This is a genomic window from Nocardia sp. NPDC051929, from assembly GCF_044548645.1.
GTDB classification, from domain to species: Bacteria; Actinomycetota; Actinomycetes; order Mycobacteriales; family Mycobacteriaceae; genus Nocardia; species Nocardia sichangensis.
The window spans coordinates 291,676-309,053 of the sequence record NZ_JBIUCG010000005.1 but is presented as its reverse complement, the minus strand read 5'-3'; the positions used below and the strand labels follow the sequence as shown (position 1 = coordinate 309,053).

Annotated in this window: 18 protein-coding genes; 5 read left to right on the top strand and 13 right to left on the bottom strand. The window is 68.5% G+C overall.

The genetic code is table 11. From position 1 onward, the window contains the following. Positions 1-2 precede the first annotated feature (2 nt). From ACIHAX_RS08860 to ACIHAX_RS08850, 3 genes are all read right to left on the bottom strand, one after another. Entirely contained in the window at positions 3-677 is a 675-nt protein-coding gene (locus ACIHAX_RS08860; protein ID WP_397276650.1) for a hypothetical protein, read from the bottom strand. A gap of 541 nt (positions 678-1,218) precedes the next feature. Continuing rightward, positions 1,219-2,442, bottom strand: coding sequence for an oxygenase MpaB family protein (locus ACIHAX_RS08855; protein ID WP_397276648.1), 1,224 nt, complete (start codon positions 2,440-2,442; stop codon positions 1,219-1,221). Further along, complete coding sequence (locus tag ACIHAX_RS08850; protein ID WP_397276646.1) at positions 2,393-3,055, bottom strand: TetR/AcrR family transcriptional regulator; 663 nt, start codon at positions 3,053-3,055, stop codon at positions 2,393-2,395. Before ACIHAX_RS08850 ends, ACIHAX_RS08855 begins: the two co-directional genes overlap by 50 nt. Before the next feature lie 172 nt (positions 3,056-3,227). Between ACIHAX_RS08850 and ACIHAX_RS08845 the strand changes: the two genes are divergently transcribed. After that, positions 3,228-3,815: an LppA family lipoprotein gene (locus tag ACIHAX_RS08845; protein ID WP_397276644.1), complete on the top strand. Its 588-nt coding sequence runs from the start codon at positions 3,228-3,230 to the stop codon at positions 3,813-3,815. Between the two features lie 9 nt (positions 3,816-3,824). On the opposite strand, the gene ACIHAX_RS08840 is transcribed toward ACIHAX_RS08845, so the two are convergent. Beyond that, a complete protein-coding gene (locus ACIHAX_RS08840; protein ID WP_397276642.1) occupies positions 3,825-4,772 on the bottom strand; it encodes a GlxA family transcriptional regulator in 948 nt (315 codons plus the stop codon). 71 nt (positions 4,773-4,843) lie between these two features. On the opposite strand from ACIHAX_RS08840, the gene ACIHAX_RS08835 reads away from it, so the two are divergent. Continuing rightward, positions 4,844-5,179: a cupin domain-containing protein gene (locus tag ACIHAX_RS08835; RefSeq protein WP_355079368.1), complete on the top strand. Its 336-nt coding sequence runs from the start codon at positions 4,844-4,846 to the stop codon at positions 5,177-5,179. On the opposite strand, the gene helR is transcribed toward ACIHAX_RS08835, so the two are convergent. From helR to ACIHAX_RS08795, 8 genes are all read right to left on the bottom strand, one after another. Next, positions 5,164-7,374 carry an RNA polymerase recycling motor ATPase HelR gene (gene helR, locus ACIHAX_RS08830; RefSeq protein ID WP_397276640.1) on the bottom strand — a complete coding sequence of 737 codons (2,211 nt, stop codon included), beginning with the start codon at positions 7,372-7,374 and terminating at the stop codon, positions 5,164-5,166. The genes ACIHAX_RS08835 and helR overlap by 16 nt on opposite strands. 152 nt (positions 7,375-7,526) lie before the next feature. After that, positions 7,527-7,973: a nitroreductase/quinone reductase family protein gene (locus ACIHAX_RS08825; RefSeq protein ID WP_364435425.1), complete on the bottom strand. Its 447-nt coding sequence runs from the start codon at positions 7,971-7,973 to the stop codon at positions 7,527-7,529. Positions 7,974-8,042: 69 nt separating this feature from the next. Then, a complete protein-coding gene (locus ACIHAX_RS08820) occupies positions 8,043-9,029 on the bottom strand; it encodes a glycine betaine ABC transporter substrate-binding protein (protein WP_355079363.1) in 987 nt (328 codons plus the stop codon). Beyond that, on the bottom strand, positions 9,026-9,763 hold the full coding sequence (locus tag ACIHAX_RS08815) for an ABC transporter permease (protein ID WP_397276637.1): 738 nt from the start codon (positions 9,761-9,763) through the stop codon (positions 9,026-9,028). The genes ACIHAX_RS08820 and ACIHAX_RS08815 overlap by 4 nt, the downstream gene beginning before the upstream one ends. Then, a complete protein-coding gene (locus ACIHAX_RS08810; protein ID WP_397276635.1) occupies positions 9,760-11,043 on the bottom strand; it encodes an ATP-binding cassette domain-containing protein in 1,284 nt (427 codons plus the stop codon). Before ACIHAX_RS08810 ends, ACIHAX_RS08815 begins: the two co-directional genes overlap by 4 nt. Next, a complete protein-coding gene (locus ACIHAX_RS08805) occupies positions 11,040-11,684 on the bottom strand; it encodes an ABC transporter permease (protein WP_355079357.1) in 645 nt (214 codons plus the stop codon). The genes ACIHAX_RS08810 and ACIHAX_RS08805 overlap by 4 nt, the downstream gene beginning before the upstream one ends. Positions 11,685-12,216: 532 nt before the next feature. Next, entirely contained in the window at positions 12,217-13,062 is an 846-nt protein-coding gene (locus ACIHAX_RS08800; RefSeq protein WP_397276632.1) for a helix-turn-helix domain-containing protein, read from the bottom strand. 71 nt (positions 13,063-13,133) lie between these two features. After that, positions 13,134-14,729 carry an FAD-dependent monooxygenase gene (locus tag ACIHAX_RS08795; protein WP_397276630.1) on the bottom strand — a complete coding sequence of 532 codons (1,596 nt, stop codon included), beginning with the start codon at positions 14,727-14,729 and terminating at the stop codon, positions 13,134-13,136. A 109-nt stretch (positions 14,730-14,838) separates the two neighbouring features. Here ACIHAX_RS08795 and ACIHAX_RS08790 point away from each other — a divergent pair, with 109 nt between their 5' ends. Continuing rightward, complete coding sequence (locus tag ACIHAX_RS08790; RefSeq protein ID WP_397276628.1) at positions 14,839-15,324, top strand: MarR family winged helix-turn-helix transcriptional regulator; 486 nt, start codon at positions 14,839-14,841, stop codon at positions 15,322-15,324. Between the two features lie 194 nt (positions 15,325-15,518). On the opposite strand, the gene ACIHAX_RS08785 is transcribed toward ACIHAX_RS08790, so the two are convergent. Further along, entirely contained in the window at positions 15,519-15,938 is a 420-nt protein-coding gene (locus ACIHAX_RS08785; RefSeq protein WP_364435451.1) for a YrdB family protein, read from the bottom strand. An 88-nt stretch (positions 15,939-16,026) separates the two neighbouring features. On the opposite strand from ACIHAX_RS08785, the gene ACIHAX_RS08780 reads away from it, so the two are divergent. Both ACIHAX_RS08780 and ACIHAX_RS08775 read left to right on the top strand, forming a co-directional pair. Further along, positions 16,027-16,842 (top strand): class I SAM-dependent methyltransferase, encoded by an 816-nt coding sequence (locus ACIHAX_RS08780; protein WP_379255893.1) that lies wholly within the window; start codon positions 16,027-16,029, stop codon positions 16,840-16,842. Between the two features lie 301 nt (positions 16,843-17,143). Then, the gene (locus tag ACIHAX_RS08775) at positions 17,144-17,296 is read left to right on the top strand and encodes a hypothetical protein (protein ID WP_355079345.1); all 153 of its coding nucleotides are present in this window, start codon (positions 17,144-17,146) and stop codon (positions 17,294-17,296) included. The last annotated feature ends 82 nt before the right edge of the window (positions 17,297-17,378 follow it).

The following is a 17,378-nucleotide window of genomic DNA, read 5'->3' as shown; positions in this document are numbered from 1 at the left end:
GGTCAGCTCAGCAGTCGCTGTTCCAGTTGCGCGAGGACGGCTCGGTTGCGTTGCGCGTCCAGAGCAAGGGCTGCCGCCCAGACGTGCGCCGAGATGACTCCGGTCTGGACTCGGTCGATCCAGTCGTGAATGGTGCTGCGCCGATCGAGGGTGTCGCTGTCGAAGGTGATCGGTTCGAGCTCCGGCAGATGCACGTAGCGCAGCTGGGTGATCTCCCTTCCGCGGGCGTCGAAGATGCTGGCGGCCCACACTTCCTCGGTGGTGGAGGATTCTTCCGGCCCGTCCGGCGATGAGGTGATCGTGTCGGGCTGGTTGTCGATCCCGTGCACGACGGCGTCCGCGGCGGCCTGGTGGGCCAGCCCGAATCCCCACAGGCGGCCGTTCATACCCGCCATCATCCGCCCGGCGATGTCCAGGATGGGAGAGCCCGCCACGGTGGGGGTGTCGTTGGGCGAGAATTCCGCGAAGCCCGCCGCGCTCGCGCTGTCGTCCTCGCCGGTGCCGGTGAAACCCCAGATGTGGACGAGGCCGGTGTCGGTGGTGGGCGCACCGCTGCGGCGCGTGATCATGGCGGGCAGCAGGATGTCGATGACGGATCGGGCCGGATACCGAATCGCCGGTACGGTGTCCGGACGACGTGAGTTGTTGTTGCGCTTGGGGTTCCGGTGGCCGCACATAGAACTTCTCCGTCGAAGTGTGGTTTCGGACCAGGCGTCGATCCGGTGGTGCTCAGCGTTGTCAGTGTAGATAGATCGACCGGTGACGTTGTCGACAACAGCGCATACTCGTCCGCGTCGCATGTCCGAACCCACGGCCTCTGCTACCGCGCTCGGTTCACCGTCTCGCCGACTGCCGCGGGTTGTTCGTCCAGGTCGGCGCTGCGGCGGGCCTGCTCCCCGCCGTGTGTGCTCGGACCCGCGCGGGCGGCGTCGGCATCAGGACGTGTTGACAAGCGTGAACCCAGCGGCGGCGGCCTTTCCCGGGCGGCGTCAGCCGGAAAGCTCGGTCCGCAGGAGCCCGGTTGCGTAATACCCGTCGACGGCGGAGGCGGCGACCGCTGCGGCATCGGTGTCGATGGTCCCGATTCCGTTGTCGCGCAATCCGTCCCAGGATGTTTCCCGTCTTCGGGGAAGTCGAGTTCCTCGTCGAGATTCTCCGACGCGCCGCCGACGTGGGTTGTCCGGCAGCGCCTGCGGGGTCGCGCTGCCGGATCGGCGGTCAGGCGGTGCGATCCAGCCGCGGCGCGGAATGCCCTATCGTGGCGCTGGTTTCGCCGATGAGGCGCCGCAGGAAGGCTTCCTGCTGCTCGCGTCCGTGGATGGCGGCGCGGTCGAGGCCGCCGGGAGTCAGGTGGGTGTAGGCGGTGCGCACGAGGTTGACGGGGATGCGCAGCGCGAGGTACCAGGGCGGGACATAGGCGGGCAAGCCGAGGATACGCATCGCCTTGGGTCCGAGGAAGGCGCTGCTGACGGACAGGTGCTGGGCGCGGGCGAGCCGGCCGCGCAGCGCGGGCAGGTTGGGATAGGACCAGTTCAGTGGATCATCGGCCATAGGTAGGGCGAGCTGGCGGCTGGTCTCGTCGGGATTGGTGATGGCGGTCAGGCAGTGGTCGAGGATGGCGATGCCGTCGCGGAAGCTGGTGGGCAGCCATTGCTCTTCGACGCCGATCAGCCAGCCGACGTAGCGGGTGAGGTGGGCGGCGGCGGCCAGCTCACGGGGGGCGAGGATGACGCCGAGCGCCATGCCGCCGACGACGGGTGCGAGCAGGGCGCCGACGAGGGTGGCGGCCATGTCGGTCTGGTTGATCGGCAGGCCCCATTCCTCGGTGCGCCAGTCGGGCATGGCGGCGACGTGCCTGCGGACCAGCGAGTGGATGAGACGCACGTGCAGGGTGGAGCGGTAGCCGACACCGTAACGGTCCATGCCGTTCTCGGTGGACACGTCCATCGCCCATTGCAGGGTCTCGGCGAACCGGCGGGCGGGGCCTTTCTCCAGGGCGCCGGTGCGCAGCAGGGTCTTGTTGAAACCGGAGGCCAGATAGCCGCCGATGAAGGAGACGTCACGGGCGAAATACAGCCCGTCGTTGCCGCCGGAACGGAACACACGCTCGCCGTCGCGCAACAACTTCGGGTCGACCCAGGCGGGGGTGTCCTCGACGGCGGTGAAGAACTCGCGCAGCGGCGCGGGCGCGCCGGGGATGCTGTCGATGCCCGACCGGAGTGCCTGCTCGAACAACGGCCGCGTGACGGCCACGCCTTCGGTGTACATCCACTCGACGAGGCTGTCCATCGGCTCGTCGCCGACGAGCAACGAGGCGCCGAGCAACTGCCAGCGCTGCGGGGAAGGTTTCCCGATGCGCAGCAGCGCGGCGAACGGGCCCAGGCCGGGCGCCTTACGAGGCCGATCGGGATGCCGGGCCGGGATTGTCGCGGACGTCGTCATGGGTGGGCTCCTCGTCGGGGCGGGTGATGCCGTGTTTCATCAAAGGCACGATGGTGGTGCGGACAAAGGCGCGGGCGCGGTCGTCGTCGGTGAAGTCGACGCTGCCGCCGCCGGGGGTGAGCATCAGCGAGTGGGCCAGGCGGGCGACGAGTTCGGCCACCGGGCGCGGGTCGTACTCGTCGACGAGGCCCGCGGACTGGGCATGAGTGAGCATGCCGACGATGTACTCGATGCCGATGGACACCAGGCGTTCGCCCTGCACGGTGGAGAAGCGCAACGCTTCGTCCGGGGCGACCCGCAGCAGCTGGGTGACCAGCCGGTGGATGCGGGTCTGCAAGAGGACGTACAGCATGGTGTCCTCGATCTGGGCGTCCACGCCGGTGGCGCCGGCGGCGATCGCGGTCACCTCCGCGAGCATGCGCCGGGTCTCGCGGGCCAGTACCGCTTGGATCAGGTTGTCCTTGCCCGCGAACCGGCGGTGGATGGTGATCCGGCTGAGCTCGGCCATGCGGGCGATGTCCTCCAGGCTGGCCCGGCGGATCCCGACCTGCAGGATGCGTTCGAGCGCGGCGTCCATGATCCGTTCGTCGACGCCGTCGGAACCCTCGCTCATGATACAAACATACAAAGACTGTGTCATTGAGTCAATGATTCGAAGAGTGCGGCCGCGACACCGGTCGCGTTCGTCGCCGCGCCATGTTGTCGCTCCCGTATCACCCGCCACGAATAGAATTGCGCGGGAGGCGGACTCGCGATCCGTGCGGCCGCGGGAAGCGTGGGAGACGATGACCGGACCGCGATGGCCGACCGTAGCGCTGCGCTGGTCCGCCGTGCTCGCGGTCGCGGCTTGGACGGGCGGATGCGCGACCTTGCTCGGTGAGCCCGCCCCGCCGCCTTCGCCCGAGGAGATCGCCGCCGCAGCAGCGGAATTGGCCGGACTGCCGGCTTCGGAGGTGGCCGAGCAGCGGATGGCGTCGGTCGTCGAGGAGATCGCGAACGCCGCCTCGGCGATCGAACCGGCGCTGCGGTGGATCCGAAGCGAGGACCGCGCCGTGGGACCTTGCTATGGGCCCTATGCGCACACCGGCGGCAGGCGTGTCGTCCTGCCGCGCTATCGCGCCGACGGTTCCCTGCCCGCAGGAGCCTGGCCCGGGTTCCAGGAAACGGCCCGAGCGCTGGCCGCGTCCGTGGGTGCGACGGACATGCTGCCGAGCGCGGCATCGTCGCCGGACCGGTACGTCACGTTCGAAGGCTCGGATGGGGCCGAGTGGGACAGCAACACCGAGCTGTCGGTGTTCGCCGATGCCCGGTCGATGACGATCACCGCGACCGTGGGTTGCCGACTACCCGCGGATGAGCGGTCGCCTCGGTGACTTTCCCTGTCACATCCGTATTCCCGAGCCACGGAACGCTCGCCGGTAGGCGCCCGGGGTCGTGCCCACCTGGGCGCGGAAGCGGCGGCGCGGGTTGACCGCGGAGGTCAGGCCGACCCGTGCCGCGATCGCCTCCACCGGCAGGTTCGTCTCCTCCAGGAGGGTGCGCGCCTCGGCCACCCGGCGCGACAGCAGCCATGCCCCCGGGCTCGTGCCGAGCTGATCGGCGAAACGCCGGGCCCGCGTGCGCGGCGAGACGCTGAGGTACGCGGCCAGATCGCCAACCGACAGCGCTGTCCCGAGCCGCGCGCCTGCCCACTCGAGCAGGCCGTCGAGCGCGTCCGTGGGTGGTGCGGGCGGGGCGTACTGTGCTTGGCCGCCCTCGCGGTGCGGCGACGTCACCATGTGCCGCGCGACGAGGGTGGCATGCGCGGCCCCGTGGTCCTTCCGGACGAGGTGCAGGCACAGGTCGATGCCCGCGCCCGCTCCGGCGCTCGTGGCGACATCGCCGTGGTCCACATAGAGCACGTCCGGTTCCACCCGAACTTCCGGGAACTCCCGCGCCAACTGTGCGGCGCGCGCCCAGTGCGTGGTCGCCGAGCGTCCGTCCAGCAAGCCCGTGCGGGCGAGCGCGAACACTCCGGAGCAGATCGTCACGAGCCGCGCCCCACGGGCGTGCGCCCGCAGCAGCGCGTGGCGCACGGGGGCCGAGAGTGGCGCCTCCACCGGCGCCCAGCCCGGAATGAGCACGGTGTCCGCGGAAGCGAGCGCCGAAAGGCCCTGCGACACCTCCAGCGTGTACCCGGCCGATGTCGGTACCGGTCCTGGCGTCTCCGCGCACACCTCGAACTCGTAGTAGTGCGGCACCCCGGCCCGCTGTGTGCCGAATACCTCCGCGGCGCAGCCCAGCTCGAATGTCGACTGCACCGGCCGCACCAGGGCCACCACGCGATGCATGGCAAGAATGTACCCGGTGGTGTCCGACTGGACACTTTCTCGGCCTGCTTCCGCGCGGCACCGTGAAAGCCATGCATTCCGAAATCCTCGCCCAGGAGGGCTACACCGCTGTGTCCGTCGCGGAATCTCCGGCTCGGGAGCTGTTTCCCGGAATCCGGGTACGGCACCTCTGGACCGGGCCGTCCGGTGCGAGCGCCAACGTGCTGGAGATGGACGCGGGTACGTCGTGGCCGCGCCGCGACGTCCACGAGCCCGGCCCCGAGGAGGTCTACGTGGTCGCGGGCACCTTCAACGACGGCGCGCGCGACTACCCGGCCGGGACGTTCCTGCACGCCCCGGCCGGATCGTGGCACGTGCCAGGGACTGCTACCGGCTGCACGCTGTTCGTCTTCTACCCGGAAGGCTGATCGCGCCGACGGTCTCCGGCCCCGACGGGCGTCGAGGTTTCGGCGAGGCCGGTCAGCGCCTGCGGCAGTGGCCCCTGGTGCAGCACGCCGAGACGTTGGGTGGCGCGGGTGAGGGCGACGTAGAGTTCGGCCGCGCCGCGCGGGCCGTCGGCCAGAATTCGTTCCGGCTCCACGACCAGGACGGCGTCGTATTCCAAACCCTTGGTCTCCGCCGCCGCCACCGCGCCCGGCGCGTCCGGTGGCCCGATCACGACGCTTGTGCCTTCGCGGGAGGCTTCGTCGCGGACGAATTCGTCTATGGCGGAACCTATTTCGTCGGCGGCGACCTGCCTGGACCACGGCCGTACGCCGCATGCGCGAACCGACTCCGGTGGCTGGACGCCGGGTGCGAACGTGGCGAGCAGCTCGGCGGCGACGGTCATGATCTCCGCCGGGGTGCGGTAGTTCACCGTCAGCGATCGGTAGACCCACCGGCCCGGTACGTACCGATCCAGCATCGCGCCCCACGAGGTCGCTCCGGCGGCCGCCCGGCGTTGGGCGAGATCGCCGACGATCGTGAAAGACCGCCCGGGGCAGCGCCGCATCAGCACCCGCCAATCCATTTCGGACAGTTCCTGGGCTTCGTCCACCACGACGTGCCGGTAGGTCCAGTCCCGGTCCGCCGCCGCGCGTTCGGCGAGTTCCCGGCTGTCGCGCTCGAGGAAGCGATCCGCCAAATCCTCCGCGTAGAGCAGGTCCTGGGCGAACAAGTGGTCCTCGTCGTCCATCATGTCCTCGCGGCTGACCAGAATATCCAGCACACCCGCCGCGTACTCGGCCTGGGCCTGCTGTTCCCGCTCGGCGTCGTCGTCCCGCTTCACACGGCCGAGTAGATCGACCAATTCATCGAGCAGCGGCACGTCCGACACCGTCCAGGCATCGCCTCTGCGGCGCAAGAGGGCCGGGTCGGCGCCCGCCGCTGCCAGCCGTTCCGGGGATTCGTACAGCTCCGCCAACAGCGTCTCCGGCGCCAGGATCGGCCAGAGTTCGTCGAGCGCGGCGGTGAACCGGTCGTTGTCCGCGAGTTCCGCGCGCAGGTCCGACCGCAGGTTCTCCCATGCTTCGCGGTCGTCGCGGGTCAGCCAGCCCCGGCCGATGCGGGCGATCGCCCGCTCGGTGAGCACCCAGGTGACGATCTCGGTGAACACGGCGCGAGCTTCGTTGTGCGGTAGCCCGCTCGCCCGCGCCTCCTCCCGGCCCCACTCCGCGGTTTCGGCGTCGATTCGCACGGTGACGTCGGACAACTCGATCGACAGCGGATGCTCCGGCACCCGCTGCCGATCGGCTACGGCCGCCGCGAGCACGTCCAGGATCCGCAGCGACCCTTTGTGCCGGGCGGCGTCCGGGTCGTCCTCCGCGGTGACGTGCAGGCCGGGCACCAGGTCGCCGGTGGTCGTGAACACGACGTTCGTCTCGCCCAGCGACGGCAGAACGCGGCCGATGTGGTTCAGGAACGCCGGATTGGGGCCGACCACGAGCACGCCGTGGCGTTCCATCCGCTCCCGCTGGGTGTAGAGCAGATACGCGACGCGGTGCAGCGCCACGACGGTCTTGCCGGTGCCGGGGCCACCCTCGATCACCAGCACGCCCGGGTGGTCGAGCCGGATGATCTCGTCCTGTTCGGCCTGGATCGTCGCCACGATGTCGCGCATCCCCTCGCCACGCGGCGCGTCGACCGCCGCGAGCAGCGCCGCGTCGCCGCGCTCGGCGCCGCCGGGGCGGCCGAGGACCTCGTCGGTGAAATCGACCACTCGGCGCCCGCGGGTGTGGAACTGCCTGCGCCTGCGCATGTTCTCCGGGCTGGCGGCGGTGGCGACGTAGAACGCGCGCGCCGCGGGGGCCCGCCAGTCGAGCAACAGCGGTTCGTACTCGTTCTGCGCGTCGAACAGGCCGATCCGGCCGATGTAGGAACGTTCGCCCGACAAGGCGTCCAATCGCCCGAAACACAGCCCGTTGTCCGCTACGTCCAGCCGCTTCACCTCCCTGGCCAGCGTGCGCACCTCGACATCCCGTTCCATCGGCGTTCCGCCGTTCCCGCGCAGAGCCGCGGTGTATCCGCGCCTCGCTCGCGCGCGCTCGGCGTCGAGCCGCGTGTAGAGCCCGGCCACGTAGCTCCGCTCGGACCGCAATTCGTCCTCGTACCCCTGAGTTGACACAGGCCCCTCCGTTTCGTGGCTCGACGATCCCGCGCGGACGCCGCTGCTCGCCTGATCACATCGAGCAGTAACGCCGCAGCCAGCGATTCTGCGGCACCACCCGGGTCTTGCCGCAAGCCCCCGGGTGCGCTATAGGTTGTAGGTGGAGGGGGTCAGAGGCGGGTGAGTTCGAACAGCGGAATGACGCGTTCGGTCTTCGCCTGGTACTCCGCGAGAACGGGTGCCAGCTCGACGACTCGCTCGAAATACCGGTCGCGTTCGTCGCGCGGCAACTCACGAGCGATCACGGCGTAGGCATCGGTGCCGACCTCGACTCGGGCACGCGCGTCGGCACGCAGGTTGTGCACCCACGCCGGATCCTTGGGCGAGCCGAGGTAGGAACCGACGACCAGCATCCGCCCGTCGACGGTCACATACGCCAGCGGTGACAGCCGGGGCGCGCCCGACTTCGCGCCCGTCGTGTGGAGCAGCAGTAGTCTGCCGCCCGGTAAGCCGCCGACCTCGCCGCCGTTGGCGCGGAACTCTTCCACGATGCCGCGGTTGAAGCCGTCCAGCGCGTCGGTGTCGGAAGCCAGTCTGTCCTTGTCGAACTCGGTCATGTGCATGGCAACTGTCCGAAGGGCGAGGTCCATTCCGGGCATGTCGCGGCGGCCGAAATCGTGCCGGCCCTACTCGACCAGCCTCGCGCTCTTCAGCCAGTCGTAGGCGACGTCGGCGGGGTCTTCGCCGTCGATGTCGACCCGGCCGTTGAGATCCTGCATCAGCTCGTCGGTGAGGTGCTCGGAGATGGTTGCGAGCAGCGCGCGCAATTGCGGGTACCGATCGATGATCGCGCCGCGCACGACTGCGGTGCCGCTGTAGGGCAGGAAGAACTTCCGGTCGTCATCGAGGACCACCAGGTTCAGGTTCTTGACCCGGCCGTCGGTGGTGTAGATCATGCCGAAATTGCACGGGGCGCTCTTGGCCGTGGCTGTGTAGACGACACCGGCGTCCATCCGCGTGACGTTGCCGGAGGGGACACCGTTCGGATCGTTGTAGGGGATACCGTATTTCTGCAGCATCGGAATGAAACCGTCGGAGCGGCTGAAGAATTCGTCGTCGACGCAGAACGTACGGTCGGGCACGGGGAGCGCGGCCACGTCGGACAGCGACTTCACGCGCAGGCGTTCGGCGGTCGGGGTCGACGCGCCGAAGGCGTACGTGTCGTTGAAGTTCGCCGGCGGCAGCCACTCCAGATCGTGGTCGCGCTTCTCGATGTCGTGCACGCGCTGCCAGAGTTCGGTCGGGTCGGAGATCGTCTCGGTCCGGTTGTGGTAGTTGACCCAGCCGGTGCCGGTGTACTCCCAGAGCACATCGGCGTCGCCGCCCAGCTGAGCCTGCCGGGACGAGGCCGAGCCCGGCGCCCCGGTCAGGTCGGTGACCTTCGCGCCCGCCGCGGCCAGGTAGGTCGCGGTGATCTTGCCAAGCAGCACGCCCTCGGTGAAGCTCTTGGAGGTGACGACCAGCTCGGCGCCGTCCAGCGGCCGGTCACCGCCGGGCAGGCGCGCGTCGTGGAAGGTTCCCGAGGAGCTCACCAGACCGCACCCGGCGAGCGCCGCCGCCGATACGACGAGTGCGCAGAGCAGGGCGACCAGCCGGGCTCGTGGCGACCTCATGAGATACCTCGTGGGGTCGCGGCCAGTTCCACCAGTCGGCCGAGCCAGTCGATGGTCAACGCCAGGAGTCCGACCAGAATCGCGCCGGAGACCAGCAGTTTGGGCAGGAAGAGGGTGACGCCGGTGGTGATCAGCGTGCCGAGGCTGGTCGCGCCGATGAACGTGCTCAACGTCGCGGTGCCCACGAGGATCACCAACGCCGTGCGCACCCCGTTCAGAATCACCGGGACCGCGAGCGGCAGTTCGACCTGCAACAGCGTGCGCGCGGCGGAATAGCCGATGCCGCGGGACGCCTCGATGGTGCGCTGATCGACTTGCCGGAGCCCGACGATCGTGTTCTGCAGGATGGGCAGCACCGCGTACACGACGAGACCGACGATCGCCGTGCGGAATCCCGTGCCCAGCCAGAAGGTGAACAGCACGAGCAGCCCGACCGCGGGCGCGGCCTGGCCGATATTGGCGATATTGACCGCGATGGGCTCGAGCCGCCGCAGCGCCGGGCGGGTCAGCGCGATGCCGAGCGGAATCGCGACGACCACCACGATCACCGTGGCCACTACGGTCAGCTCGATGTGCTGGACGATCGTGGTCTGCAGGTTGTCCCAGCCGAGGGACGCCTGCTCGGTCGCGGTGAATGTCGTCGACCGGTACCAGAGGACATATCCGACAGCGATGACGAGGATGACGATCGGTTCGAACCACACGTCGATCGGCAGGCGGCGCAGACGGCTCATGACGGCTCGTCCGATCCGGGTTCCTCGTCGGCGGCGACCACCGGCGTGGGCGCCGGATCGGTTCCGTCGACGTAGGTGACGTAGGAGAGGTCCTCCGCGTCGGCGCGGCCTTCGGCGAGTTTGGTCCGGATCACGTCGGTGACCGTGTCGATGCTGAGCGAGCCGAGGACCGCGCCGCGGCCGTCGGTGACCAGGGCGGCGCCTTGGCTGGTGGCGAGCATGGCGTCGAGCGCGTCGTTGAGCGTCGAGGATCGTGCGACCACGGGCAACCGCCGATCCAGGTAGTCGGAGACCTCCGGTTTGGTCGCCAGTTCGGTGAGCGAAGGCCACGACCGGGGCCGCCCGGCCTCGTCGACGACGACGACCCAGGTCTGTCCGGCGGCCTCGGCGCGGTCGATCACGCCCTGCGCCGACTCGCCGATCCGCGCGGTGATCACGTCGTCGTAGGCGACGTCGCGCACCCGCGACACGGTCAGATAGGCCAGCTTCGCGCCGGACCCGACGAACTCCTCCACGAACGGTGTGGCCGGATCGGTGAGGATCTCCTCCGGGCTCGCGTACTGCTCGACCTGACCGCCTTCGGACAGGATGAGCACCTTGTCGCCGAGCTTGGTGGCCTCTTCGAAGTCGTGGGTGACGATCACGATGGTCTTGCCGAGTTCCTGCTGGATCGCGATCAAGCTGTCCTGCAGGCGAACCCGGGTGATCGGATCGACCGCGCCGAACGGCTCGTCCATGAGCAGCACCGGCGGATCGGCGGCGAGCGCACGCGCTACGCCGACCCGCTGCTGCTGTCCGCCGGACATGTCCTTCGGCAGCCGGTCGGCGAAGGTGGCGGGATCCAGACCGACCAGATCGAGCAGGTACTCGGTGCGTTCGGCGATCCGCTTCTTGTCCCACCCGAGCACCCGGGGGATGGCGCCGACGTTCCTGGCGACGGTCCAGTGCGGGAACAGGCCGCCGGACTGGATGACGTATCCGATCGATTGCCGGAGCTTGTCCGGGTCCTCCCTGGTGACATCGCGGCCGCCGATGAAGATGCGGCCCTCGGTCGGCTCGATCAAGCGGTTGATCATCTTCAAAGTGGTCGTCTTGCCGCACCCGGACGGGCCGACGAACGCGACGATGTCTCCCGCCTCGATCTCGAGGTCGAGGCGCCGCACCGCAGGCTTGTCCTGGCCTTTGTAGCGCTTGACGACCGAGTCCAGTGTGATGGACGCGCCGGTCACCGAGCGTTGCGTCGGCGCGGGAGCGGGCCCGGTGGTCACATCGTCGGTCATGACAGTCCCTTTGCGATCGTGAGGCGTCCGAGCAGGACGAGGAGTGCGTCGAACACCAGCGCGATGATGACGATGAGGATGGTTCCGGTGAGCGCCATCTCCAGGGAGTTCGCGCCGCCGAGGCGGGAGAGTCCGTTGAAGATCAGCGATCCGAGGCCAGGTCCGAGGACGTAGGCCACGATGGCGGCGACCCCGACGATCATCTGGGTGGACACCCTGATACCGGTGAGAATCACCGGCCAGGCGATCGGCAATTCGACGGTCAGCAGAATGCGCCGGCGCGAGAAGCCGATCCCACGGGCGGATTCGACGACCGAGGCCGGCACCGACCGCAACCCCACGATCGCGTTGCCGACCACCGGCAACGCCGCGAAGAACGCCAGCATCACGAACGACGGGACCACCCCCAGCCCGAACGGGACCAGCAGGATCGCCAGCAGTGCCAGCGAAGGAATCGTCAGCGCGACCCGGCTGGTGGTCAGCGAGAGCGCGGACAGCAGCGGCAGCCGATAGACCGCCACCGCGATGAGGACGGCGACCACGGTTCCGACCAGCACGGTTTGGAACGCCAGGGAGGCGTGTTGATAGGTCAGGAACGCCAGGACTTCGCCCCGCCCCCGGATATAGCTCCATAAATTCACGGGATTCCCATCGTCAGCCGAAGACCGGTCGGTACCTGTCCGTGTACAGCCGCGCGAGCCGGCGAAAAGTCGTGGACACTGCGGGTTCGATTTCCGGCGGCGCGCGGAAAGCGAATCGCCGCACGACCGATTTCGCGCTCCTTTTCGACCGTAACCGATTCTTTGCCGGACAGGAGTTCTGTGGGCACGAGTCCTCTGGTCACGAGAACGGGTTATGCCGCCTGTGCGACGGGGTCGACCGTCGAGTGGAGCCCGGCATTGCCCGCCATCACGGTGCTCGGCGCGCCGACGTGACCGCCTGACCCGACCACCTGCGGAGCGGATGCGATGCCGGCTGTGTGATCGGCGGACATACCAGGGCCTTTCGCTCGAACCGGATGATCGGGTCAGAGGAAACCACGCCCACCCCGGTGCGGCCAGCATTACAGTCAGCCGGATCGAAATGGGCGACGCGATCGTTCCCGTCGGGAGTGATCGGGCGTCGAATGCGCGGAATCGGCCCTCCGCCTGCCCCAATAGGAGCTGAAGCCGTTCACCGGAAGAATGTTCCCCACACTCGGTAGCGGTGTTTCGAGATGGCGGTGAGCGGCTCCGCCGTCAGCGCACCCGGCGTGATCTCCGCGAAGCTCGACACGTCCCGGCAGAGGTGGGACTGGTCGGTGTAGCCGCAGGTCGCCGCGACGTCGGCGGCAGGAAGGCCCGTCAGCAGGCCTTCGACCGCGTGCCGGAACCGGACCAGCATCGCGGCCCGCTTCGGGGTCAGTCCGATCTGGGCTTCGAACCTGGACCACAGCCGTTTGCGGCTCCATCCGCAGGATCCGGCGAGTCCGCCGACCGAGACCTGCCCTCGGCTCGCGACGATGCGCCGCCAACTGGCGACGACTTCCGGGTCCGGGGTCCGGGTCGGGTCGGCGCACTGCCGCAGAAACGAATTCGTCAGCGCGAAACGCTCCTCCCATGTCGCGGCACCGGCGAGCCGCTCACGCAGCAACAGCGCCCCGCGACCCCACAGATCGTCCAAGCCGACGACCGTGCGGCCCAGATCGACCGGATCGATAGTCGACAACGAATAGAACTGCGGCGGCGACAAGCGCGCCTCGATGCATTCGGCCCGCTCGGTGCGCACCCGCATCGTCCCGTGCGGGAACCCGGAGACGAAGCCGCTGAGTGCCTGCCGGCCCGCCGTGCTGTCGACGATCAGTTCGTTCTCCCCGAACTCGATCAGCACCGTGACCGCCGGTAGCGCGGTGACCCGGAGGTCCAACCCGCCGGCCCCATGAGCGCGATACCCGATCATCGCCGTGCCGCCCACCGGCGCGTCACCGGCCGAACGGCGAAAATCCCACCCGGTGTCATGCTCGAGCCCGATCGGTCCCACCCGCTCAGGCTAACCGCCTCGACCCGCGATGGGAGCGGGCCGCTCAGGACGGGTTTGCTCTGTCATCCCCCCTATGCCGATCGCGTCGAGTCCTGGTTCTCCACGCCCGGCCGCACGTCCTCTCCGATGTCGGCCGAGCGGTGCCGCCGTCCCGCGACCGTGGGTTCGTCGCGGAACACGGCTGCGATGTAGCCGTCGGGACGAATGAGTACCGCGGTGTCACCGGTGATCTCGTAGTTGCGGTGGACACTGCCGTCTCCATCGATCAGAGTGTCGGCCTCGGTAGCGGCTGTGTCGGTGGTGATCCGGATCGTTCGCGTCGCTGCGGTGCCGCGGGCGTCGGTCCGGTCGGGAGCGTTGCCCTGGTCGAAGGTGAGCAGGGTCCAATGGGGACCGCGCAGCAGATCGAACACCCGGACTTCGCGACCGGACGAGGCCTTGATACCGACGGCGTCGGGAGCGCGGTCACCGGCGCGAACGCGGCCGGTCCTCGGGCCGGGGCCGGTGAGCGGACTGTCGGGGTAGGCGACGGTGAGCCCGGTGGTGAAATCGTCGGTGAGCCTGCGGACGGCCGACGCTCCGTCGCCGTTGCCCGCGGAGCGCATGAGTGCGTGCATACGGTCGGTGCTGTCGTCGAGGACGGCCCGCGCGACCGCGCGGCGTTCGAGTTCATAAGTGTCCAACAGGCTTTCATCGTCCCCGTCGAGAACGGCGGCGAGTTTCCAGCCGAGGTTGTAGGCGTCCTGGATGCCGGTGTTCATGCCCTGCCCACCGGCGGGGGAGTGGATATGCGCGGCATCCCCGGCGAGGAAGACCCGCCCGACCCGGTAACGGTCGGCCAGGCAGACATTGATCCGGTAGAGCGACAACCAACCGGCATCCTCGATGCGGACCTCTCCCAGTCCGGAATGCTCGGCGAACAGGCGCCGGAACAGGTCGAGCGTCGGCGCGGCAGGATCGGGGTCATCGGCGGGAATGGACGCCTGGAATTGCCAGACATCGGTGCTGGGCAGCGGGAACAGCGAGAGGATCCCGTGCTCGGGGCTCATCCACACGTGCTGGCAGCGATTGTCCAAGCCCTCGATCCGCACATCGCCGAGCCACCAGCGGTGGTCGCCATAGGACACCCCGGCGAGTGTGGCGCCGATCCGCTCCCGGACCACGCTGCGCCCACCGTCGCAACCGACGACGTAGAGGGCGCGCATTCGCCGATCACCGGTGGTCGTGGACACGGTCACCTCCACGGCGTCAGCTGTCTGCGCGACGGCCGTCACCTCGGCTCCCCACTCGACCCGGCCGCCGAGTTCGGCGAGCCGATCGCGCAAGATCTGCTCGAACAGCGGCTGTGACAACCACACCGGCGGGTACGGCACCCCTGGATCGCGTACGCCCAGCGCGGCCTCCACGGCCTCGGAGATCACGCGGTCACGGTCGTAGTGCCGGGTCGGCACATGCACCCGCCCCAGCTCCAACACTCGATCGATCACGCCGAGGTCGTCGGCGACCTCCAAGGCCCGGGGCTGGATCGTCTTGGCGCGCGACGCCGTGCTGGGTCCGGCGGCGCGGTCGACGATGCGGTAACCGACGCCTCGGCGGGCCAGGTCGATCGCGAGGGCCAGACCGGTCGGGCCCGCGCCGACGATCAGGATGTCCGTTGATGTCTGCATTTTCATCTACCTACCTTAGGTATCTATTTTTCGACCGCACGTCGTCGCTGTCGAGGGATGGGATGCCGAGTACTATATACCTAACTTAGGTATCTGAACAAGGTGGGAAATGAGCGGCGACAACGACGCGCTGAAGGGGCTGCTGCCGCGCATGACGCAGCTGAGCAACACGCTGGGTCGTGGGCAGTTGTTCGAAACAGCCACGGCGGCAGCCGGAATCACCCTGGAGCGGCCCGCGGTCACAATACTCGTGATCCTGGAATCCGCGGGGCGACCGTTGCGGGTAGGGGAGATAGCGGCCCGGATGCAGGTGGCCGGGCCGCACGTCACGCGCCAGCTCAACGGTCTCGAACGGCGCCGCTTGGTGCAGCGTGTCCCGGACCCGGACGACCAACGCGCCCGATTGATTACCCTCACTCCGGCCGGGGAGAAGCTGATCGGCCGTTATCTGCGAGTCATCGACGGATGGTTCGACCAGGCCCTGTCCGGATGGTCGGCGTCCGATCAGCGCGACCTCGTTCGCCTGCTCGGTCGCTTGGTCGACGACCTGTCGACGCACCTGGACACCGTCGTCGAGGATCCTCTCATCGAATAGAGTTGCGGCGCGGCATTACTCACCAGCGGCGGCCGGGATCGGTGAACCATCGTGGACAGCGCGCCCGACTGCGGGCCGCGCGACCGGGAGCGCGGAATGGGACGACCGGCTCGCGCTCGGGATTCGAATCGCCGTTCTCCGCGGGGAACTGGTCTTCGGCGGGCTTCTCGGCGTGGAGCTGCGTCGGTGCCGCGTCACCCCTGGTTCCATGCCACGCGCAGCACGCCGTTGACGAGGTAGCAGGCGAACAGGATCGCGGCCGGGGTGAGTGACGCGGCGCCGTACAGCGCCAATGCGCCGGTGCCGAACCAGGCCAATTCGAACAGCATTCGAGCGAAACCGTGTAAAGGGTACGTGGCATTGGTTCCGCCGCCTGCGGCGAACAGTCCCCACAGCACCGCGAGCAGCAGGGGTGCGCCGATGCCCGCCACGATCTTGATCGGCCACTGCGCATTCACGGTGAAACCCCAATATCCGGCGCTCCCCAGCACGCTCAACTCCAACAAGAACATCAGGCCGAGATTGGCCGCTTTGACCGCGCCGAGCACAACTACCTCCAGTGATAACCGCTCTTTCTTGAGAGCAATGCTCTCATTCAGGTGGTGATGCGTCAAGCGGCGACGGTCACCGTCTGGTGTGTGGGTGATCCGGTCCGATCGGTAGGGTGGCGGAATGCAGGTCGGGGAACCGAGTAGAACCGCCATGGCCGTAGCGCGAGCGAGGGCCCACCATCAAATCGCCGACGAGCCGCGGGTGTTCACGGATCCGCTGGCTGTGCGGATCGTCGGCGAAGCAGCCATAGGCGCCAGCGAATTCGAGCGAGGGATCGACCAGGATCTGGCTCGTCGACGGCGCTTGTTCATCGCGGCGCGCAGCCGCTTCGCCGATGACGTGGTGGCGGCCGCGGTGGCCCGGGGGACCAACCAAGTAGTCGTCCTCGGTGCGGGGCTGGACACCAGCGCCTACCGCAATGCCCACGAGAACGTGCGATTCTTCGAGGTCGATCATCCCGACACCCAGCAATGGAAGCGGCGCAGGCTTGCCGAGGCCGAAATCGCCGTCCCGCCATCGCTGACTTTCGCCCCGATCGACTTCGAGGAGTCCACGCTCGCCGCCGGATTGGCCGCGGCCGGTCTGGACCGCAGCAGCGACGCGTTGTTCGTCTGGCTGGGTGTTGTCATGTACCTGACCAGGGCATCGATCGATGACACACTGCGCTACATCGCCGGTCACGGCGCCGCCGCGGAGGTGGTCTTCGACTATCTGTACCCGCCCTCCTCGGCGCCGCATGACGTCGCGGCCGACGACAGGCAGGCACGCGCGGATCGCGTCGCCGCGGTCGGTGAGCCGTGGCTCAGCTTCTTCACCGCGGAGGAGATCCGCGATGCGTTGCTGTCCTTCGGCTTCACACGGATCGAAGACCGTACTGCGACAGAGTTGTTGAGCGCGTATGGCGTCGGAGCCGCCGCTCGGCCTGCGAATTCGGTGCCGCACCTGGTGCACGCCGGCACGGTGTGAACCCGGGCGTCCTCGCCTCCTCGGCATAGGTGACTCCGAGCCGAGACCGACCGATGCGCCAGGCGCTGGACCTGGTCCAACCGGTGTCGCCCCTTCAGGTGACACATGTCACGCGTCCGTACCTGTCACGCGGGCGCCGTCAACGGCGTCTTGTGGTCGCTCGGTTGGTCGTGACGGTCGAGATCGTCGCCGTGGCCGTGACCGAAGCCCTTTCGGGCACGGGCGATAGGCGTCACTCGGCTGTGCACGGCCCTCCGAACCGATTGTCAGTGCGTGTCGTGCTCGGGAAGGAACAGTTGCCATGCGTATCACGGTGTTCGGAGCCAATGGTCCCACCGGCCGTCTGCTCACCGGCCAGGCGCTCGATGCCGGGCACGAGGTCAGCGTCATCACCACCGTGGACAATCCGACCCTGCTGAAGTGGATTCGTGGCGAAGCGTTCGCCGCGAACTGAACGATGTCTCCAGCGGAGGCGCAGTTGTCGTCGTCACCAGTAGCGATTGTCCAGCGAATCCCGGTGCGGCGGTTCGACGAAA